We start from the raw sequence: 20,553 nt of genomic DNA, 5'->3' as shown, positions 1-20,553 counted from the left end.
ACCCGCAAAAAACTTTGCGCTATACCCTCAAAATAAACCTGCGCTCAACAGCAGGCGTCGGCGACGGTGAAGCCCGAGTCTTGGGGGTTCGTCGATGACGATCTCGTCGTGGACGTGCATGACGATCTGGTGCCCAGCATTCGCCACCTTTACGGCAGGGTTGTTTTGTATGTGAACGCCGATGTAAGACGCCGAAGCGGGATGTATGAAACTAACCATGTTTCATACATCCCGCTTGTTCTATTTATCTGGGCCAGTTTGGCCTAGATCTAACACGCCGAAACCGGCTTTATGTTAGCGGCTCAAAACCGGCGTTATGTTAGCAACGGCGCTAGCTACGGCGTTAGACGCTAGCGGTGCTAGCTGTGGTGTTAGCGGCGGTCTACGGCCAGGGTGTCGATCCCGTCCCCGTCCCAATCACCAACCACCGAAACATCCTTCGCATTACCGTAGGCAAAGACTTCATCAGCGGCGCCCGTGACCAGCTTGTTCTTTAGGAAGAACTGGTTGCCGCGTACAACTCCAACCCCGTCCTTGCCCGTACCGTTCCAGTCACCAACAATTACGCGGTCACCAGCAGTACCATAAGTAAACTCCAGCGGTGCCTTGGTATCTTCCAGCTTGCTTTGCACGTAGAAGATATTTCCACGCACAGCGGCCAAAGTATCCTTGCCGTCACCGTTCCAATCCCCCGCAATAAGGGTATCGGTCGGGTTGCCATAACCATAAACCGCGTCAGCAACACCGCTGGTCAGCGAACTACGCACGAACACTTGGTTACCGCGAACTACGGCAATCGTGTCCTTGCCATCGCCGTTCCAGTCCCCTACCAGGACTGCATCCCCAGCGTTACCGTAGGCAAACTCGAACTGGGCCACACCGCCAAAGCCATTGGTACCCAAGAACGCGTTGCCCCGGCGCACCAACGGCGTATCGATACCGTCACCATCCCAGTCACCGAAAATAATCTCATCGTTCGGGTTACCATAATTGACCGTACGATCAGCCTTACCCTGACCCCACGCATTCACATACAACACACCACGAGCGTCATTTTCAACCGCCCACACACCAACCGGCTTTTCAACGGCAGGTTTGTCGGCACCTTCAGCACCGGTCAGGCCGGCGTCTTCAGCGCCAGTCTGGCCAGCATCTTCGGCACCGGCCTCGGTACCTTCAGCACCCGTCTCAGCACCGGCCTCGGTACCTTCACCACCAGCCTGGCCAGCATCTTCAGCGCCAGTCTGATCGGCATCTTCAGCACCCGGTTCGCCCGCATTATCTGTATGCAGGCGCAAAACCGTGGCGCTAAGCGCGCCCGCGGCATAGGGCGTTTCGCCGATCGTTACCGTTTGTGGCGCGGAAAGCTCTACCTTTCCATTCGCTACCAGTAGGTCGTATGTGCCGGCGGGGATATCCACAGGAACGGCGGCGTCGGTGGAATTCAACACCACCACATAGCTGTGCTCGGTGTCTCGCACCGTCCAAGCAACTACGCCGTCGGCGGCCCGCAGGAGCTTGGAATTAGCATTTACCTGTTCGAAAGTGGGATAGCGGAAGGCCGGCGCACTTTGCCGAAGCGCCAATAAGCCGCGCGTATAAGCCACCGAATCGGCTTGCTCGTGTGCCCGGCTCCAATCGATCGCATTCGGACCGTCCCCGGAATTGTAAGAATTTTCGTCTCCACCCTTGGTACGCAAGAATTCCTGCCCCAATTGCGCGGCCGGAATCCCCTGTGCCAAATAAACCGCGGAATTAGCTAGCTTTGCGCGTGCAGCCCGAGTTTGTTCCGAATCATTGGGCCGGGAAGCGAGCAGTTTATCGAACAGGGTGAGATTGTCGTGGATTTCCACGTAGTTCACGATCTGACCGGGCGCGGCATAACCAGTATTGGCATTCCCGTTCGTACACGGACTCAGCCCCTCCGGGTTTTGGCAACCCAAAACATTATTCGCAATGAGGGTTTCCTGGCCCGGTTTGCCCGATACAAAACCAGTATCGGAGGCCTCGAACACGGAACCTTTCAAACCATCACGAATCGAATCATTAAAGAAAGCCACGCCATTATCGTCAGCGCCTACCGCGCCGGGCGCGAGCTTACCCGCATTGGGCTGGATTGCCATCGCATCCTTCGGCAAAGTGCGGTTCATATCCCAACCTTCACCGAGCACAATGATGGAAGGATCGATCTGGTTGAGTGCTGCCCGCACTTCCCGCATGGTTTCCACATCGTGCAGGCCCATAAGGTCGAAGCGGAATCCGTCCACCCCGTATTCGGTAGCCCAATAGACCACCGAATCGACGATGTATTTGCGCATCATCGCCCGTTCCGAAGCCGTGTCATTACCTACCCCGGAATTATTGACCAGCTTGCCCGCAGCGTCATACCGGAAGTAGTAGCCCGGAACCGTCAGATTAAAGGCGTGCTTTTCGGGGTTGTATACGTGGTTATAGACCACATCCATAATCACCCGCAAACCTGCTTTATGCAGACCAGCCACCATTTGCTTCGCTTCGGCCAGGCGGGCTTTCGGATCGGCTGGATTCGAAGCATACGAACCTTCCGGCACATTGTAATTCTCCGGGTCATAACCCCAGTTTTGCTGGCCATGTTGGGCGGCTGCATAGCCTAGATCTCCGGATTCATCCACGGAACCAAAATCGTAGAACGGCATGATCTGCACGTGGGTAACGCCCAACTGTTTCAGATAATCCAAACCGGATGGATTACCGGTTTTGGCCTGGGTGCCGCCTTCCACCACGCCCAAATATTTGCCGCGTTTTGCCGCAGAAATACCCGAATCGGGGTGAATCGAAAAATCGCGAATATTCATTTCCGAAATACTTGCATTAGTGGCCGGGCCAAAAGCTGGCATCCGCTCCCCTTGGGCACCGCGGGAAGCACTTTCCGGAGAAAGCACTACGCTTCGCATCCCGTTTTCCACAGCGGCATGGGCATAGGGATCTGGGGAAAGATTTTCCGTGCCATTAGCGAAGGTAACCCGGAAGTCATAGGCCGTGCCGTCGAGGTCTCCCGGCAGCCGCACTTGCCACACGCCTTTCTCCCCGCGGGTAAGTGCGTGTTCGCTGGCCAGCTGCGCTTCGCGGTCTGTGGTTTTGTAGAGCCGCACGTGAACTTGCGCTGCGGTAGGTGCCCACAGCGCGAAAGTGGTTCCCGTTTTTTCGTATTGGGCGCCAAGCGCGCCACTATAGGCATAAGCTGCGTCAAATTCCGGGGTGCGTACCACCGCGCCAGCGCTTGCCGTTACTTCACCGTATTCCGGTGCGCTTACCTGGTAAGCGGCGGCGACGTCGAGCGGCTGGGCCGTAGTAATCACCACTGCCGATTTATCTGCGGCCAGTTCTACATTCGCAACCTGCGCGCCGGCCACCTGCACGGTCTGCGGTGTAAGCGCGGCCGGATCCACCGGGCCGGCCAGCCGGGCTGTGATTTGCGAAAGGCCAGAAATTTCTGCTTTCACCAAACCGCGTTTGGTGTTGATAACACTAGGATTCGTATACACCGTCCAGTCTCCACTAACGAGCCAGATCTCGGCTTCACCTTTACTATTTGTGCCATTACCACCCGGATCGGTAACCGTAATCGCCGATTGCGGTATCACCCGGTCGCCTTCACCCGGATCTTTACTCTTCCACGCATCTGCGCCCTCGCGCACAATAAAACTCGGGCTGGCTATCCCGCTACCTGATTCGAGCCGGAATGTTGCTAGCTTGCCCCAATCATCATGGCTGTTGAAAGGCCGGGAAGAACCGTTGAGCCCCTCCGCCCAGGTCCACAGATCCCAATCTTGATAGTCGCCGGCCGGGCGCAGGTAGTGGACTTTCACGTCCAATACTGCCGGCCGTTTTTGGTACTGCGCTGGGGCTTGAGTCGCCGTTGTATCGCTACCGCCAGTTATCCACACTTCGGCGGTGCCGCTGGAAGCATCGAGCATACGATCCCCGCCATCTTTATCCCAGGCCGGTGTGGTCACAATAAGGCCAAGTTTTCCTGGCTCATAAGCTCCCGGAATTTCGGTTTCGAATACTTTCCCGAAACTATCTTCGCCGGTGAACTGGTAGTGCTTACCGGCCAAAGTATTGCCTTCTTTATCGTTTCCCCACAGGTAAACTCCGCGTTGCGCGCCGGCGGTATCCCCGGCAGCCGGAGCATAATGCACTATTACGCGGGTCTTTGGTTCATATTGGGGTGGCACCGGATTGGTAAAACTCAGCTGTTTATCTGCCACGGCCGCGTAGGTAGTGCCCGGTTCTACCCGGTAGTTACCGCCGCCTGCCGGGTTGTCCCAAACGCCAGCCCCGTTATTGAATACGAATTCGGTAGCTTGGGAGGTATTTATCCGCAAGGAATACCAGCCGTCGCCCAACCTTTTGCATGGGCTGGCCCGGTACCTGGGTCCAGGCATCGCCGCGGCCATAGTGCAAGTACGGGGCGGTCCAAGTGCTTTCCGGCTTGTAGAAAATCGTGGTTTCTGGGTCTGCCGGGCCGGCTGGCGTGTTGCTTTCCGGTGGTAGTTGCGGATCGGCCGGATCGCTTGCCGCCCCGCGCGCAGCTGGATGATCGCTTCCTGGCTGTACGCCCGCAATTAAAGCTACGGCACTGCGCGGCTGGATTTCCGTGGCGATTTTGCCGTCTTTTACGGCAACCGTCTGTGAACAATCACCGGCCGCATACACGTTGCAATACGTGCCATTGGGCAGGCTCGTGTGATAGCTAGCCGCGGCCGGTTGTGCGGTGTTATTGAGAGCCAGGAAGCCCTGTTGGCCGCGCTCGAAAGCAATATTGTTATCGCCGTCGTCTTGCCAGTTTTGTACCGGTTCACCGGCGGTCGCGTTATGGAAGGCAATCATGCCGCGAATAGCCGTCCACCTTTGCGTGCAGTTCCACCCTGAATCGGGCCCGCAACTAGTTTCCGGAACCGCGGTTTCGCTCGCGCCCGGAGCTCCCGCATCCGCATCGGTGAACTGATAGCCCGAATAAACATTTGGGGTGCCATATCCGTAGCCGAGCAAGAAAGCATTCGCGAGCTGGTACATCCGCCCGTCTTTATAAGACAGCGTGGCCTCCCCGCGTTCCGTATCCCAGTTATCCACAAATACCGTGGCCTGTTGGCTCGGCACTAACCCGGAAGCAATATCGCTAAGCTTGCGCTCCCCGCCCTGCAGGGAACCCTTAAAACGCTGCCGCAACTGGTAAGCGAAAGAAAACTCGGTAACCTCCCCGCTACCTGTATATTTGCTGGGCTGGATTTGCGGGGCCTCCCCCGGATTGCCAATAACTTCTTGCATCCACCAAATCCGGGAGGCCGGCACCTCGGCCTTTTCCGCAGCTTTTTCTTTGATCGTCGCAACATCTTCCGGGGACATATGTTTCACGGCATCCACCCGGAAACCAGCCACGCCCATGCCTAATAGGTCCGCAAAATATTGACCTAACCGGTCCCGAACCTTTTCGCTCCCGGTATCCAAATCTTGCAAACCAGACAGCCGGCAATTCCACACGTTTTCCGCATTCCGGTAATCGCTAATATTCTCCGTGCACTTGTGGAAATCTTCCGGACCATATCCGGCCTGGGGAAAATTCCCCGCGGCATCAAAACTGCTACCCGCAATCCCGGTGCCTGCTTCCCGGTCCACCCCGGTAGTGTGATTGATAACGGCGTCTACGATGACGCCCACACCCGCCGCCCGGCAAGTATTAATCATTTGTTGGAATTCGGCCGCGGTGCCCAACTTCGATTCCAGCTGATAGCTCACCGGCTGATACGAAGTCCACCACGCCGAGCCTTTGATCGTTTCCTGCGGCGGCGAGACCTGCACATAGGCCACGCCTGCCGGCCCCAAAGTTTGCGTACATTCTTTTGCTACCGAGTTCCAAGGATGCTGGAACAAAGTGACGACGACGCCGGAGCGCCCTGCCGGCGCTTCACCCGCGGCTGCCGGTGCGGTACCGGACGGCATTTCCGCCGTGGTATCCGCCGGTATTCCCGGTGGCGTTGCTGCCGGTTTTTCCGGCAGCGCTCCGGCAGGCGTATCCGCCGTGGTATCCGCCGTGGTATCTGCCGGCGTTTCGGAAGCTATGACCGCCGGTGTTTCGGAAGCTATATCTGCCGGTGTTTCTGGTGCGGCCTGCGCGAGCGGGCCGGCGAACGCAGCAATTCCTAAACCGCTCAGGGCGAGGATGAGCGCCCCGAGCCAGGCTACAGCGCGGCGTATACGTGGCCGCAAATTCTGAAGACCCATGTTTTTCCCATCTACACTCTCATCTTTGAGATTGCGGGCCAAAATTGACCTCACGCCCCCAATTGTAAATGCGCCTGGAAACTTTTACACCCGTTTTCTGGCGTTTTTCTGGCGCTATTTTCAGGTGCTCTTTTCTGGTGCTGTTTTCAGGCGCGCTTTTCGGGTGCTGTTTTTCTAACACCTCTTTTCTGGAATCCGTTTTTTTGGCGAGCAGTTTCCGGCAGATACTTTCCCGTAGATACTTTCCGGTAGATACTTTTCGGTGAACGTTTCCAGAAAGTGTTACTGGCGAATGTTTCCATCAAGCGTTGCCGGCAAGTGTTACCGGCGAGCACTTCCGGCAAGTGTTACCACAAGTACTTCCAGCAAGTGCTCGCGATGAGTGTTTTCCGCGGTCGTTTTGCGGTTTTCTTTCCCCGCAGCAAAGTGTGTGCGAAACTCTGGATTCGGTTCGGTTCTTCTTGTGGCACCATAGAGGGCATGAGTTTTCCGCAGAGATTGCTAGGTGCAGATGAAGAAGTCGTGCTCAGTATGCGGCCCTCGGCCGCACAGCTGTTACCCGGCATATGCAGCTCCGTTCTGATTCTCATCTTGGCCGTGGCGTTCTTTATCTATCTACCAGCCTCTTGGCGCCCCGTTTCCTGGTGGGTGGTTATTGCGGTAACGATATTCTTCCTGATCGGTTTACTATTGATCCCATTTCTGCGGTGGCGAGCTACTTCCTATACGCTCACCACGCACCGGTTCCTGGCTCGCCACGGTCTAGCCCACGGCAAGGCACATGACATCCCGCTGGCGGCAGTAAGCGCGGTGAGCTATCGGGCAGAAGATTCGAAGGCTGGTTGGGGAACGCTAGAATTCACTATCCGGGATGGTTCTACCGTGGTCTTTTCCGGGGTTCCGCACGCTGAGGAATGCCACGGGCTGCTCGTGGAACTCATTGCTTCGGCACAACATAAGTACAGCGCAGCCAGTTCCCACGCTTCTGCCTAGCTTCATCCTCATCTCGCCCTAATCTCGCTATGTCTTGATCTCGCCCTAATCTCGCTATGTAAATCACACGGTTAGCCTCTTCGGGAGGCTTCTGCTCTGGTAAAGTGACTAGTTGGACTTTCCCCGGTCGGGTGGTAGGTCCTTGTTTTCCGCACAACCACGGGTGCCCCACGCCCACAGTCCAGCGGGAAACGCTTCCCTCGCCGACCAATTGGCTTTTGATCGAAAGAGATTTCAGTGGCAAACATTAAGCAGCAGAAGAAGCGCGTGCTGACCAATGAGAAGCGGCGTATTCGTAACCAGGCTTACAAGTCCGAACTGCGCACCTACGTGCGCCGGACCCGCGAAGCGATTGCTTCCGGTGACCGTGAGGCCGCCCAGGCGGCGCTCAATGCCGCCGGTCGCAAGTTGGACAAGGCGGTTTCCAAGGGCGTGATCCACAAGAATCAGGCCGCGAACCGTAAGTCCAAGCTGGCTAAGCAGATCAATAAGCTTGCCTAAGCTGAGCTTCGCGTAAAAACGTATAACGCAAAAGGCGGCGGAAACCTTATGGTTTCCGCCGCAAAACTATATATATATATATATATATATATATATATATATATATATATATGAGCGAGAGCCCGTGCCATTCCAAGAAGAATTGCACGGGCTCTCGCGTTGCCTATCAGCTTCTTATATCCGCTTATGCATCCTTGCCAGAGTATTACAGCGCGGCATTGATGGCATCCACGGAGGCCTTCGCATCACCGAGGCACATGTCCGTGTTCTCGTTGAAGAACAGCGGGTTTTGTACACCGGCATAGCCCACGCCCATAGAGCGTTTGAAGACCACTACTTCCTTCGAATCCCACACTCGGATCACCGGCATGCCCGCAATTGGCGAGCCCGGCTCCGAAGCAGACGGATTGACGACGTCGTTCGCCCCGATTACCAGGCACACATCCACATCGGCCAGGTCGTCATTGATTTCATCCATCTCCAGCACGATGTCATACGGCACCTTGGCTTCCGCCAGCAACACGTTCATGTGGCCAGGCAAGCGGCCCGCCACCGGATGGATCGCAAACTTTACGTCCACACCCTTATCGCGCAGCTTCTTCGTCATCTCCGCCACCGGGTATTGGGCTTGGGCCACGGCCATACCGTAGCCCGGCACGATTACCACCGAACGGGCATCGCTGAGCTTTTGCGCCACTTCTTCCGCAGTGACTTCGGTATGCGCACCGTATTCCTTATCGCCACCGGCAGCGCTTCCGCCGTCGGTACCAAAACCGCCCAGAATCACGGAGATGAAGGAACGGTTCATCGCCTTACACATGATGTAAGACAGGTAGGCACCGGAAGCACCAACCAAAGCACCGGTAATAATGAGCAGGTCGTTACCGAGCGTGAAGCCGGCCGCGGCAGCTGCCCAACCCGAGTAGGAATTGAGCATGGAGACCACCACGGGCATATCTCCCCCGCCAATAGCGAGCACCAGGTGGGCGCCCAAGGCTAGAGAAATCACGGTGAGAATAGCGAGCGGCACCATACCGGAAGCCACCGAACGCGTCCACGCGAACCAAATAATCAAGCCCACGCAAGCAATGATTGCCACCAGGTTCAAAATATTGCGACCCGGGAGCATGAGCGGGCTACCGGAAATCTTCCCGGAAAGCTTCAAGTAAGCAACGATCGAACCGGTAAGAGTTACGGCACCAATAAAGACCGCAAGCCCTACTTCACCCATGTGGAAAGCGTTATCGGGGTGATCCCTTCCCGGTTGGAGCAGGAAGGAGTTGTAACCCACGATCACAGCTGCCAAACCCACGAAGGAATGCAAGAGCGCGATCAGTTCGGGCATCTCCGTCATATCCACGGTACGGGCTTTATGTACCCCGAGCACCGCGCCAATAGCCAGCGCCAAAACAATCAGCCCGGCCACGATCCCCGCGTGCTTGCCACCCTGTACTGCAGCAGCACTATCGATTGCCACCCAAATCGTGGCAATCAGGGCAACGGCCATCCCAATAATGCCCAAGCGGTTACCGCGAGAAGCGGTTTCCTGCTTGGAAAGGCCAGCCAACGCCAAAATGAAGAGGAGCGCGGCAACAATATAAGCCACCGCTTGGAAAGTGTAAGCAGGTGTATTTGCCACGGTAGTTAGCATTTCCATTTTTTCTTAGCTCCTCTTAAACATCCCGAGCATGCGATCAGTCACCACGAAACCGCCGAAGATATTAATCGAGGCCACCACGATGGCGATGAAAGCAAGGATCATAACCGCCACATTCCCGCTTGCTATCTGCAAAATCGCGCCCACTACGATAATGCCGGAAATTGCATTCGTAACGGACATTAGCGGCGTATGCAAAGCGTGCGTCACGGCGGTGATCACGTAGAAACCAACCACGCAGGCCAGCATGAATACGATGAAGTGGCCACGCATATGGGCCGGGGCGCTGAACATAATCCACAAAATAACCGCGGCGGCCACTGCCCCCGCAAGCCACTTCTTCCACGGCTTGGCCGGTTCGGCTTCCACCGCCGCCACTTCCGCTTCTGGTTCAGCAGCCTTGGGCGCGGCCGGAGCGGCAGATACTTCAATCGCCGGCGGCGGCCACATTACCGTGTCATCCAAGGTTACGGTAATGGAACGGACGATCTCATCATCCATATTCAAAGCGAGCTGGCCATCGCGTTCCGGAGTAACCAAGGTAAAGAAGTTCACCAAGTTTTGCCCGAAGAGCTGGGAAGACTGGCCGGGCAACCGCCGTGCCAAATCTTCATAACCAATAATGGTTACCCCACCGGGCGTGACCACGGTTTTGCCCTTCACCGTTTGGGTGGTGTTCCCACCGGTGGAAGCAGCCAGGTCAACAATCACGCTGCCCGGCTGCATCGCTGCAATAGCGGCGTCGTCGAGCAAAATAGGGGCGGGTTTACCGGGAATTTGGGCGGTGGTAATAACGATGTCTGCGCGCGCGGCTTCCCGGGCATAAACGACGCCGGCTGCCTCAGCCTCAGATTCGCTCATAGCCTTGGCATATCCGGTGGTCGATTCTTGGGTCACCGGGATTTCCACAAATTCGGCGCCCATGGATTCCACTTGTTCCGCAGCTTCGGCGCGCACATCCGTGGCACGCACAATCGCACCCATGGAATTCGCGGTGCCCAGCGCTGCCAAGCCGGCCACCCCGGCTCCAATCACATACACCGTGGCGGGCGGCATCTTCCCGGCCGCCGTAACTTGCCCGGTGAATTGGCGGCCAAAGTGCGAAGCCGCTTCAATGATTGCCCGGTAGCCGGAAATGTTCTGCATCGAAGATTTGACGTCCATGGCCTGGGCCCGCGAAGTACGCGGAATGGCATCCATCGCTAGGCCGGTAATCTTCCGGGCCGCCAGATCTTCAATCAGTTCGGGATTCGCTCCGGGGTTCATCCGGGCGATGAGCACCGAACCGCTTTTCATCTTGTCTAAATATTCCGTACCGGGGGCATCAGTTTGGAGCACAATATCTGCCGCCCAGGCTTCATCTGTGGAAACCATCTGGGCGCCCTGCTCCGCATAGGCACTATCGGGGAATGCTGAACCCAAACCGGCTCCCGTTTCAACGCGAACCTCATAGCCGAGCTTTATTAGCCTGGCTACAGTTTGCGGGCTCCCCGCAACCAGCGGGTCATCTGCCCGCGGGCTTTTGGGTATTCCAATAACCATAGAGTGATTCTCCTTCAACGCTACCGACACAACAGAAGCACGGTGCGGCAACCACTGCACTGACGCGCCCGGTGTCTCAGTTTTGCGTCTGCGTTTTCCTTGTGGTGTAGCAGTTATCCACTGCCTGTGTCGCTATTCTCTCACCTATTGTTTGCTAAATGTTCGGATTTTCCAATTCGCGTGGCGAACACTCAGCGCGCACAATCACCCGCACGGCTTTCGTGAGGTGATTGCGCTCGCTTCTTTTGATCGCCGAACGCGAACGCAGTGATACTGGATATCTGGGTGTTTCTTCGCAGTATCTATGACTTACCAGGTAACAGACCAGCAGGTAGCGTACCAAACTAGCCCCGCACCCGGAACGCGAATCTGTGCTGCGCCGGATACAAACCTGGACTCCGGAGTACAAACCTGGACTGTTACACCGCGTTTTTCCGGAAGCATTTTTGCTGGCAACAAATGGGTATAGTACACCATTTACCCATACCTCTGTGGTTACTGTTTGATGCGGCGAGCTTTGCCGATCCTAATGATTGCACGTTCGACGGCGTACTGCGGATCCCGGGAAGCACCTTTAACATCCGCATCGGCTTCGGCCACGGCCCGGATCGCCCGCGCCAGGCCTTCCCCGGTCCAGCGCCGCAATTCGCGCAAGGCTTGGTTTCTTTGCCAGCTTCCCATTTTGTTTTCTCCGGGCCCCATTTTGTTTTGTACCTGCACTAAGGCTATCTGGCGCAGTTTATTCGCCATTGCGGAAACGATCGGCACCGGATCTACTCGAGTGGCAAAAGCGTGGCGCGCCAAACTGAGGGCTTTCCCGGTCTGGCCCGCAATCGCCGCATCTGCCACATCCCACGGCATTACTTCACTGCGCCCGCCATATAATGCGCGCACATCTTCTTCGTTAATCGTGCCCGTGGTATCCGCAATGATCTGCTGGGTGGCAGAAAGTAGTTCGCGCAAGTCTTGCCCTAGCGCGTCCACGAGCGAAGCTACTGCGCCGTCCGTAATTTGGCGCCGCGCCGCCGCCACATCCGCCCGCACCAACCGCGCTTTATCATCATCGTATTTAATTTTTTCTTGCCGCCCGACTTGGTAGCCGGCTGCCGCAATGGCATCTAGCAGGCGTTTGCCGCGCGTGCCTCCCCCATGCGAAATCACCAAAAACACACCATCTGCCGGCTGGTTAATATACGCGCCCGCTTCGGTAAGAAAAGCGTCCGTCATTTTTTCGGCGTTGTTGACGAGCACGAAGCGAGTGCTCGAAAACAGCGAAGGGCTAGTGGCGGTAGCGAGTTGCCCGGGTTCATATTTTTCGGCGTCGATCCGTACCGTTTCGGTTCCCGGTTCCCGATCTAGCACAGCTTCCTGCAAACGGTGGGCGGCGCGTTCCGCCAGTACCGGTTCGGCGCTAATAATGAGCACCACGGGCGCTACTTGTAAACGGTTTAGCGGTGTTCCGGTACTTTGCGGTTTTTTCCTCGTCCTAGCCATGTTCCCAGTATCCCATGCCGGCCGCTGGTTTTTTACCGGGCTCTGGTTGCCGCTGGTTTTGCGCGGGCGCGTTTTTGGCCGGCCACGGGGTTAACCAGACACCGGTTTTGACTAGCCGCGGTTTTTGCCCGGCCGCTGGTTTTTTACCGGCCGCGGCTTTTCGTGTTGTTCGCAGCTACCGCTTATCCACAGCGCGATTTAGGGCCTTCCGAGGTAATAGCAATGCGCCCGCAGTTTAGGGTTTCGATGATTTGCGCGCCCGCAAAAGATTCATACACGGACGGATGCGGATGCCCGTAACTATTTTCACCGACGGAGATGAGTGCATATTCGGGCGCAAGTTCCCGAGCAAGCCGGGCAGAATGATCACGCGAACCGTGGTGAGCAACAATAACTGTACGTACTTCTGGTACGCGCGAAATAAGTCTGTCTTGCACTTCCCGGCCGGTATCGGAAAGCACCAATACCCCACCAGCCACCTCAAAATAGACCACAAAGGAATCCGCATTGGCTTGTTCTTCGGAAGTATAGGCCGTACGCGGGGATAAAACTTGCGCGAAAAGTTCCCCGCCCGCCCGGATTTCTGCCGGTGCGCGCACCGCCCGGTAGGGTATTCCTGCTTTTTCGAGTTCGGCTTTTACCCACCGCGAGTTCTCGCGCGGTGCCTCATTCAGTGAAGTCCACACTTCCCCGATCTGAGCTACCTCCATAACTTCTGCCAGTCCGCGTACATGATCGGCATGGTAGTGGGAAAGAATGAGCAGATCGATGCGGTCAATCTTGGCTTCCCGTACGCATTTCGCGGCGGTACCGCCCGCCAGGCCGACGTCGACCATCACCACGGCACCGTTTTTTCGCGCTAAGAAAGCACTCCCCTGGCCTACATCGCACTGTATGGCTTCCCACTCGGCAGGTAAGCGCTGGCCACTTGCCCAGCGCCACACGTACCCACCGCCAAGCAGCAGGCCAGCCAAGATGCACATTGCAAGGCCGCTACCGATCACTACCTGCCACCGCGGCTTTTTGGTGTTGCGAGCCACCGGGGATTCGGGGAAGAATTTCCGCCACGGTAGGGCTACCACTATGAGCATTACGATTTCGCACATTGCGGCCGCCCAAATCGGAATCCCAGATCCGGGCCACTCGGCCACAGTTTCGGCAACTCCTGCCAGCCACCAGGTGCAAAGCGAAGCACACTGGGCGCACAGTTTTGCCACCGCCGGTGCGACAGGTGCGGTAATCGCCGCGAGGAGCCCCAGGATGGTCAGCGGGGTCACGATCGGTGCCACGAGAATGTTTGCAAGCACTCCCCACATGGAGCTGCGATCCGCAAAAAGGGCAAGAATCGGAGTCACGGCTAGTTGGGCTACCAGCGGGATAACGATCAGATCGGCCAGGTGGGCCGGAAGAATACGGCTGAGACGGGCCGCAAGAGGCCGCCCGAAAACCACTATTGCGCCAGTAGCGGAGGCAGAAAGCAGAAAACCGTAGCTGGTTGCAAGCCACGGGTCGAGCGCGCAGGCAAAAAGAATTGCGAAGGCCAACCCGGAAAAGGCGTGCGGGTTTTTACCGAGTAGCATCGCGGCTATCACCATGATTCCCATAAGGGCAGCACGTAAAACCGAGGGCTCGGTACCTACTAGAGTTACTAGGCCCGCCAGTGCGGCCGCGCATCCCAATCCGGTAAGTACCCGGTAGCGGCGTCCTAAAAAGGCCAGCACAATCCCGGTCAGGATCGAAACGTGCCCACCGGAAACTGCGGTCAGATGTGCCAACGAAGTTGTTTTCATGGCTTCATCCAGCGATGGACTCATCTCGGATTCATCGCCTAAGGCCACCCCGGGTAACAGCCCGCGCGCATGGGCGGGAAAACTAGCGAGAATTTCCGAAAATGCGCTATCGATAGCTGCCACCGCGCGGGCCGTGAGCGTACCCGTGCCACTAATTTCACCTGCGGGGCCGCGCAAAAATGCTGCTTCGCGGCGGTTTTCTAAGGCACTGAGCCGGCCGGTAGCAGTAATAGTTTGGCCGCGTAGCGCCCCGCATGGAACGGTGATGCGCAAACGGGCGCGCGGGCCGTGCCGCAACTGCGTGCCATTTTGACCGACGGTGGAGAAGGTAATACTGTGTGGCTGTACGGAGGCCTGGCAGCTTTCTTCTCCCCACGGGGTGCGGTATGCCCGCGCGTTTTCGGTGAGCGTGCCGTAGACCGTCACCGTTTGTGCCCGGCCGGGAGCCTCACGCCCAGAAACCTCTCGCGTGGGTTTCTCTGCCGCAGATACCTCAGACGCAGGTATCTCTACGCGTGCCATAAAACTTGCCACACCCGCACCGGTAGCACCTAACGTGAACCCGAGGCCGATCGCGATAAAAAGCGGGCCGAGCCCATTCCAAAAGGCGCAGTTTTCCATACGTGGCCGTGCATCTAGCGGTTTTCTCCCGAACCCGGGCTGGCTGTGCCCGGCAGACTTCGCAATGTACCAAGCTACGCTCACAGCAAGGATGATTATCCCGGCCAGGATTGCCAGCCACCGGTAGGCACCGGCCAAGGTAATCCAAGCGGCGGCGAGCGCACTGAGGGCAGGGCCCGCTAAACGCAGATCAACCCCGGTCACACCGTCACCGAGTCACGCAGTTTTTCGAACTTCTTGGGCCCAATTCCGGAAACCTCGAGGAGGTCTTCCACGCTCGTAAACGGTCCGTTATTTTCCCGCCACGCGAGAATATCGCGCGCAGTAGCCGGCCCCACCCCCGGTAAGGTTTCCAATTCGGCAGCTGAGGCCGTATTGAGATTTACTCGGCCGGCCGGGCCGCCACTTCCACCTCCACCATTTCCTGTGCCGTTTCCGCTGCCAGTAGCACCCGCCCCTTCCCTTCCATTGGCATGCCCGGCGCCGGCACTGGTTCCAGTAGGCAGAGTTTCACCCGGTTTGAGCACGTGAATATGTTGCCCATCAGCAACGGGGGCCGCCAAGTTGGTAGCTACCGGATCTGCTTCCGGGGTAAGCCCGCCAGCCGCATCCACAGCGTCGATAATCCTGCTGCCCGCCGGCACACTATAAACACCGGGCCGTGCCACCTGCCCAGAAACATAGACAACCACCGCTTCCGCTCCGGTGCCCCCGCCCCGCGCTCCAGCCGTGTTGCTTCCGCCGCTACTACCGCCGGCGGCATTATTTTCTCCCGCGCTCGCGGCCGTACTCGCATTGCTATCGGTAGCGGGAGTATCTTCGGGCACGCTGGTTTCCAGGGTGCTGCCTTCGCCTGCGGCCGGTGCTGCGCTCGCACTGTCTTTGGAAGCGGAGTTGGCAGAGTTAGTGTTCAGTGAACTTTCGTTTGCGCCGGTGTTTCCCGCGGTGGCGCTATGTGCGGCAGCGTTTCCCGCGACCCAGGCGGCAAGAAGTGCTAATACTCCCAGGATTACGACGACGAAAGCACGCAGTGACGGTTTTTCCCACCGCCACCGGTTTTTCGGGCCGCCTACCCCTATGGCCGCAACATCTTCGCCGGTCCCAGAAGCTAAAGCTAAAGAAGCCAGCCCGCGCCGCACCTCGCCCGCATCTTCGAGGTCTGGTCTGGCCGCGGCCGCACGGCGAAACTCCGCCCGGCGAGATTCGGCGCGGCTAAGCTCCGCGCGGCGCGAGCCGGCGCGCCTACCCGCGGCAGGGGCCGGAGCGCTGGTTTCCGCGATTGCCGCGGCCGAAATATCGCTCCGGTCAAGAGTGTGCGGCCGCGGTGCTGAACGCGGAGGTGGGACAGACATACGGGTATATTCGCTAATCCCGCTTGCACAGTGCGGAATTGCGCCGCCGCCTGTGGATACCACTCCCGCCGAAAGAATTGTGGAAACTTGCTGGGCAGCTACAGCCGCCCCATAGGTACAACTGCCTGGCCATAGTAAGTAGGAACTACCTGGCCATAGTAAGTAGGAACTACCTGGCCATAGTAAGTAGGAACTACCTGGCCGTAGTAAGTAAGAACTGCCTGGCCGTAGTAGCCGCCGGTGGTTCTAGCCGCCGGTAGTTCTAGCCGCCCGGCAGTTCTTACTACCGGACGGCTAAATCTATTCGGCGGGTGTAGTTACCGGGCGGCTTTGTAGCTGAGGGTGGCCGTCATAGATCGCCGCTCCCCGCGGCCGAGCCGCAAAAATACGGCTTGGTCTGGCCGATTGAAAGCGTTGACCATGGCCGTGCGCGGGGCCAAAGCCAGAGCCTGCCGCGCGTCGCGCTCCAAACTATCCCCGGTAGATACCGCCACGAAGGGCGATTCTGCTGGTTCTTGGGTGAGCTGCAGGAAACTCCCGGTAGCGGGGTCTCCAATGCGAGTGACTACTACGCCGTCGCTATTAGGAACCAGGTTGGTGAATGTTTCCCGCAACTTTTCCCGGCCGATATATTCATAAACCACCGGGGAGGATACTCCGGTTAGAGCCGCATCACCGGGAATCGGTACACCGGCCGGGTTGGCGGCGATCCGCGTGCGTGCCCGCACCGAAAGTGAAAGGTTAGAAATACCCGCTACTTCCGGCAGCTTCACATATGGAGACCACCCGATCGCTACCGGCGCTTCTTCTCCGGAAGCGTTTTTGACGCTTACCGTCAAAGAAAGATGCCGGCGTTCATCTAGGCCCTGTTCGAGCGCGAAAACCACGCTCACTTCCAGCTTCCACGGGTAGGCGGCGCTGGGTTTGATCGTGCCGGCCAGCATGAGTGCATCTCCGGCCCGCACGCGCCGCATTTCGACCTTGCTGAGCAGCCCGTTGGCGGTCTGTTTCACCTGGTAGGTTTTACCGCCAAACTGGTATGTTCCGCCGTCGATCTCCCCCACCCAAGGAACAGAAATCAGGCTTCGTTTCCCGGCTACTGCTTGCAGTTCTGCCGCGGTGGTGTATCCGTCAATCACTTCGACGCCGGGTTCTGGCTGCCAAGACAGCAAAGTGCCACCCTGCCGGGCGATGAGCCCGGTGGCGCCGTCTGGAGAACGTAAACGCCAAGCCGGTACCCCATCGAATTCTTCCGCGGATATTCGAGTCAACTGTTGCGCCACAATAAACTCTCCTAAGGCACTACGTTTACGATGTTCGGCGCACGCACGATGACCTTACGAGGTTCGCCATCCAGGTACTTTTGCACCTTATCTTCGGCAAGCGCCAACTTTTCCAACTCTTCGGCAGCGATATCAGGCCGGACTTCGATCCGGGCGCGCACCTTCCCCTGCACTTGAATAACGCAGGTTACGAGGTCGTCTTCCAGCAAAGATTCATCGCTGACCTGCGGGAAGGGGTGGCGTGCCAAAGATTCGGTACGGCCGAGTTTCTCCCACAGTTCTTCCGCGATATGCGGAGCCACTGGGGAAACCATGAGCACCAGCGCTTCCGCGGCGGCGCGAGGCACTTGCGGCAACCCGGTCAGGTGGTTATTGAGCACGATCAGCTTAGAAATCGCGGTATTGGTACGCATGGCGTCATAGTCTTCAGTCACGCCCGCGATCGTGCGCGCCAACAGCTTAGCGGTTTGCGCATCCGGCTCGGTGTCCACCACTGTGACTTCACCGGTAGTTTCGTCTACCACATTGCGCCACAACCGTTGCAAGAAGCGTTGCGAACCCACAATTGCGCGAGTTTCCCACGGGCGGGATTCGTCCAGCGGCCCCATCGACATTTCGTAGACGCGGAAAGTATCCGTGCCGTATTCATCCGAAACGCTTTCCGGGGTGACGATATTCTTCAGGGACTTACCCATTTTCCCGTATTCGCGGGTGACCGGCTTCCCCTGGTAGAAGTATTCGGTGGTGCCATCGGCCGCCGTTTTTTCTTCTACGTCTTGGGCGGGCACGTACTGCCCGCGCGCATCCGTGTACGCATAAGCCTGGATGTAACCCTGGTTGAACAGCTTGTGGAAAGGTTCGGAAGACGATACATAGCCGAGGTCGTAGAGAACCTTGTGCCAGAACCGGGCGTACAGCAAATGCAAAACTGCGTGTTCGACGCCGCCCACGTACAGGTCTACCCCGCCGGAAACGTTTCCGTTTTCCGGCCGCGGGCCCATCCAATAGTTTTCGTTTTCCGGATCTGCGAAAGCATCCGGGTTTTCCGGATCGGTGTAGCGCAATTCGTACCAGCAAGAACCAGCCCATTGCGGCATGGTGTTGGTTTCGCGCCGATACTTGCGCAGGCCGCGCCCATCGCCCAAGTCAAGTTCCACATTGACCCAGTCTGTGGCCTTGCTGAGCGGCGCCTTCGGCTGGGAATCGGCGTCGTCCGGATCGTAGGAAACCGGAGAATAATCGGAAAGTTCCGGCAGCTCTACCGGGAGCTGGGAGGCCGGCAAAGCGTGCGGCACCCCTTCTTCATCCCACACGATCGGGAAAGGTTCACCCCAGTAACGCTGCCGGGAGAACAACCAATCACGCAGGCGGTAGTTTACGGTCGCCTTCCCAGTGCCGCGTTCGGTAAGCCATTGCGTCATGCGTGCTTTTGCGGCATCCTTACCGAGCCCGTTGAGGGAAACCTCTGCGTTTTCCGAATCTACGGCCACACCATCTCCGGTATAAGCACCGGCGCTCAGATCGGGGCCGTACGGATCATCTTCCGGACCGATAGTACGAACGACGTCGAGGTTATATTTCTGCGCGAATTCCCAGTCCCTATCATCGTGGGCGGGCACCGCCATAATCGCACCCGTTCCGTACCCGGTAAGCACGTAATCGGCCACGAAGATCGGCACCTGGGCGCCATTTACGGGGTTGATGCCGTACAGACCGGAAAATACGCCGGTCTTTTCATGCTCATCAGCAGTACGTTCCGTATCAGATTTGGAAGCGGCTTGAGCCCGGTAGGCGCGGACGGCTTCCCGCGGGCTGGCTGCTCCGCCCGTCCATTCACTGCGTGTACCTTCCGGCCAGGTATCGGGAACGGCGAGGGCCGCGGCGTCGCCGGAAGCTCCGGGCGCGGTACCACCCAAAACTTTATGTTCGGGAGCTACGGCCATGAAAGTGGCGCCGAAAAGCGTATCGGGCCGCGTGGTATAAACATCAAGTTCGGGCGTTGTACCCCCACCGGTCACGGTGAAACGCACGGTGGCACCTTCGGAACGGCCGATCCAGTTCACCTGCATGGCCCGCACTTTTTCTGGCCAGTCGATGGTGTCAAGATCGTCAATCAGACGGTCTGCGTAAGCGGTAATCCGCATCATCCACTGCTTCAGATTGCGTTTGAAAACCGGATAATTGCCGCGTTCGGAACGCCCTTCTGCGGTAACTTCTTCATTGGCGAGAACGGTACCCAAACCCGGGCACCAGTTAACCGGTGCTTCCGCCACGTAAGCCAAGCGGTATTCGGCCAGTTCGGCCTCTTTTTCTGCCGCGGTAAGATTTGCCCACGGCTGGCCATTGGCAGGAGTTTTCTCACCCTTTTCGAACTGTGCTACCAGTTCGCTAATCGGCCGGGCCGCTCCGGTTCCCCGCCCATCTCGGCGCGGGGCTTCCGGATCAAACCAAGAATTGTAAACCTGCAGGAAAATCCACTGCGTCCACTTCACATAATCGATATCGGTAGTGGAAAAAGAGCGGCGCAAATCGTGGGAAAGGCCCAGGCGGGCCAACTGGCCGCGCATATTCGCCACGTTTTCTTCCGTGGTGATGCGCGGATGCTGGCCGGTTTGCACCGCATACTGTTCCGCCGGCAAACCGAAAGCGTCATAGCCCATCGTGTACAGCACGTTTTTGCCTTGCATGCGCTGGTAGCGGGCTACGCAGTCGGTGGCGATATAGCCCAGCGGGTGGCCCACGTGCAGGCCTTTCCCGGATGGGTACGGGAACATATCCGCAATGTAGTATTTCGGTAATTGCGCGTGCTCACCGGCGAGGTTTCCAACCGGGTTATCCGCGTTGAAAGTACCCTCCTGCTGCCAGCGTTCCTGCCAGCGGGCTTCAATTTCATTAGCCAATTCCGCCGTGTAACGATACGGCGTACCGGATTCAGCACTCAATGTTGTTTACTCCTATAACGTGTTAACGTAGCTGCCCGTAATTCTAACGCGCTTTGCCTGTTCTGCCCGTTGCATCCCACACTGTGCACAGGCTTCGGGCTGGTTATTCCTTGA

General features: G+C 57.6%; 11 protein-coding genes. 2 read left to right on the top strand and 9 right to left on the bottom strand.

The window, feature by feature from the left end:
* Window positions 1-371: 371 nt before the first annotated feature.
* Together pulA and H8274_RS04860 are read right to left on the bottom strand one after the other, a co-directional pair.
* The gene (pulA, locus tag H8274_RS04865; protein WP_185933986.1) at window positions 372-4,388 is read right to left on the bottom strand and encodes a type I pullulanase; all 4,017 of its coding nucleotides are present in this window, start codon (window positions 4,386-4,388) and stop codon (window positions 372-374) included.
* Entirely contained in the window at window positions 4,324-6,318 is a 1,995-nt protein-coding gene (locus H8274_RS04860; RefSeq protein WP_185933985.1) for an alpha-amylase family glycosyl hydrolase, read from the bottom strand. The genes pulA and H8274_RS04860 overlap by 65 nt, the downstream gene beginning before the upstream one ends.
* A 426-nt stretch (window positions 6,319-6,744) precedes the next feature.
* Between H8274_RS04860 and H8274_RS04855 the strand changes: the two genes are divergently transcribed.
* Entirely contained in the window at window positions 6,745-7,257 is a 513-nt protein-coding gene (locus H8274_RS04855; RefSeq protein WP_185933984.1) for a PH domain-containing protein, read from the top strand.
* A 237-nt stretch (window positions 7,258-7,494) separates the two neighbouring features.
* Window positions 7,495-7,758 (top strand): 30S ribosomal protein S20, encoded by a 264-nt coding sequence (rpsT, locus tag H8274_RS04850; protein WP_049619551.1) that lies wholly within the window; start codon window positions 7,495-7,497, stop codon window positions 7,756-7,758.
* Window positions 7,759-7,963: 205 nt separating this feature from the next.
* Here rpsT and pntB read toward each other — a convergent pair whose 3' ends face one another.
* The 7 genes from pntB to H8274_RS04815 form a co-directional block, all read right to left on the bottom strand.
* Complete coding sequence (pntB, locus tag H8274_RS04845; protein WP_420807983.1) at window positions 7,964-9,409, bottom strand: Re/Si-specific NAD(P)(+) transhydrogenase subunit beta; 1,446 nt, start codon at window positions 9,407-9,409, stop codon at window positions 7,964-7,966.
* Between the two features lie 12 nt (window positions 9,410-9,421).
* Window positions 9,422-10,957 carry a Re/Si-specific NAD(P)(+) transhydrogenase subunit alpha gene (locus tag H8274_RS04840; RefSeq protein ID WP_065415398.1) on the bottom strand — a complete coding sequence of 512 codons (1,536 nt, stop codon included), beginning with the start codon at window positions 10,955-10,957 and terminating at the stop codon, window positions 9,422-9,424.
* Window positions 10,958-11,452: 495 nt separating this feature from the next.
* Window positions 11,453-12,451, bottom strand: a complete 999-nt coding sequence (gene holA, locus H8274_RS04835) for a DNA polymerase III subunit delta (RefSeq protein WP_185933982.1) — start codon at window positions 12,449-12,451, stop codon at window positions 11,453-11,455.
* A gap of 182 nt (window positions 12,452-12,633) precedes the next feature.
* The gene (locus H8274_RS04830; protein ID WP_185933981.1) at window positions 12,634-15,066 is read right to left on the bottom strand and encodes a ComEC/Rec2 family competence protein; all 2,433 of its coding nucleotides are present in this window, start codon (window positions 15,064-15,066) and stop codon (window positions 12,634-12,636) included.
* Entirely contained in the window at window positions 15,063-16,214 is a 1,152-nt protein-coding gene (locus tag H8274_RS04825) for a ComEA family DNA-binding protein (RefSeq protein ID WP_185933980.1), read from the bottom strand. The genes H8274_RS04830 and H8274_RS04825 overlap by 4 nt, the downstream gene beginning before the upstream one ends.
* Window positions 16,215-16,531: 317 nt before the next feature.
* Window positions 16,532-17,497, bottom strand: coding sequence for an aldose 1-epimerase (locus H8274_RS04820; RefSeq protein WP_185933979.1), 966 nt, complete (start codon window positions 17,495-17,497; stop codon window positions 16,532-16,534).
* 11 nt (window positions 17,498-17,508) lie between these two features.
* Window positions 17,509-20,439 carry a leucine--tRNA ligase gene (locus tag H8274_RS04815; protein WP_074663493.1) on the bottom strand — a complete coding sequence of 977 codons (2,931 nt, stop codon included), beginning with the start codon at window positions 20,437-20,439 and terminating at the stop codon, window positions 17,509-17,511.
* Window positions 20,440-20,553: the final 114 nt, after the last annotated feature.

This window comes from Actinobaculum suis (genome assembly GCF_900618115.1).
In the GTDB taxonomy this organism is placed as follows: domain Bacteria; phylum Actinomycetota; class Actinomycetes; order Actinomycetales; family Actinomycetaceae; genus Actinobaculum; species Actinobaculum suis.
Note: the sequence above shows the minus strand (reverse complement) of the source record. Positions and strands in the feature narration are given on the sequence as shown.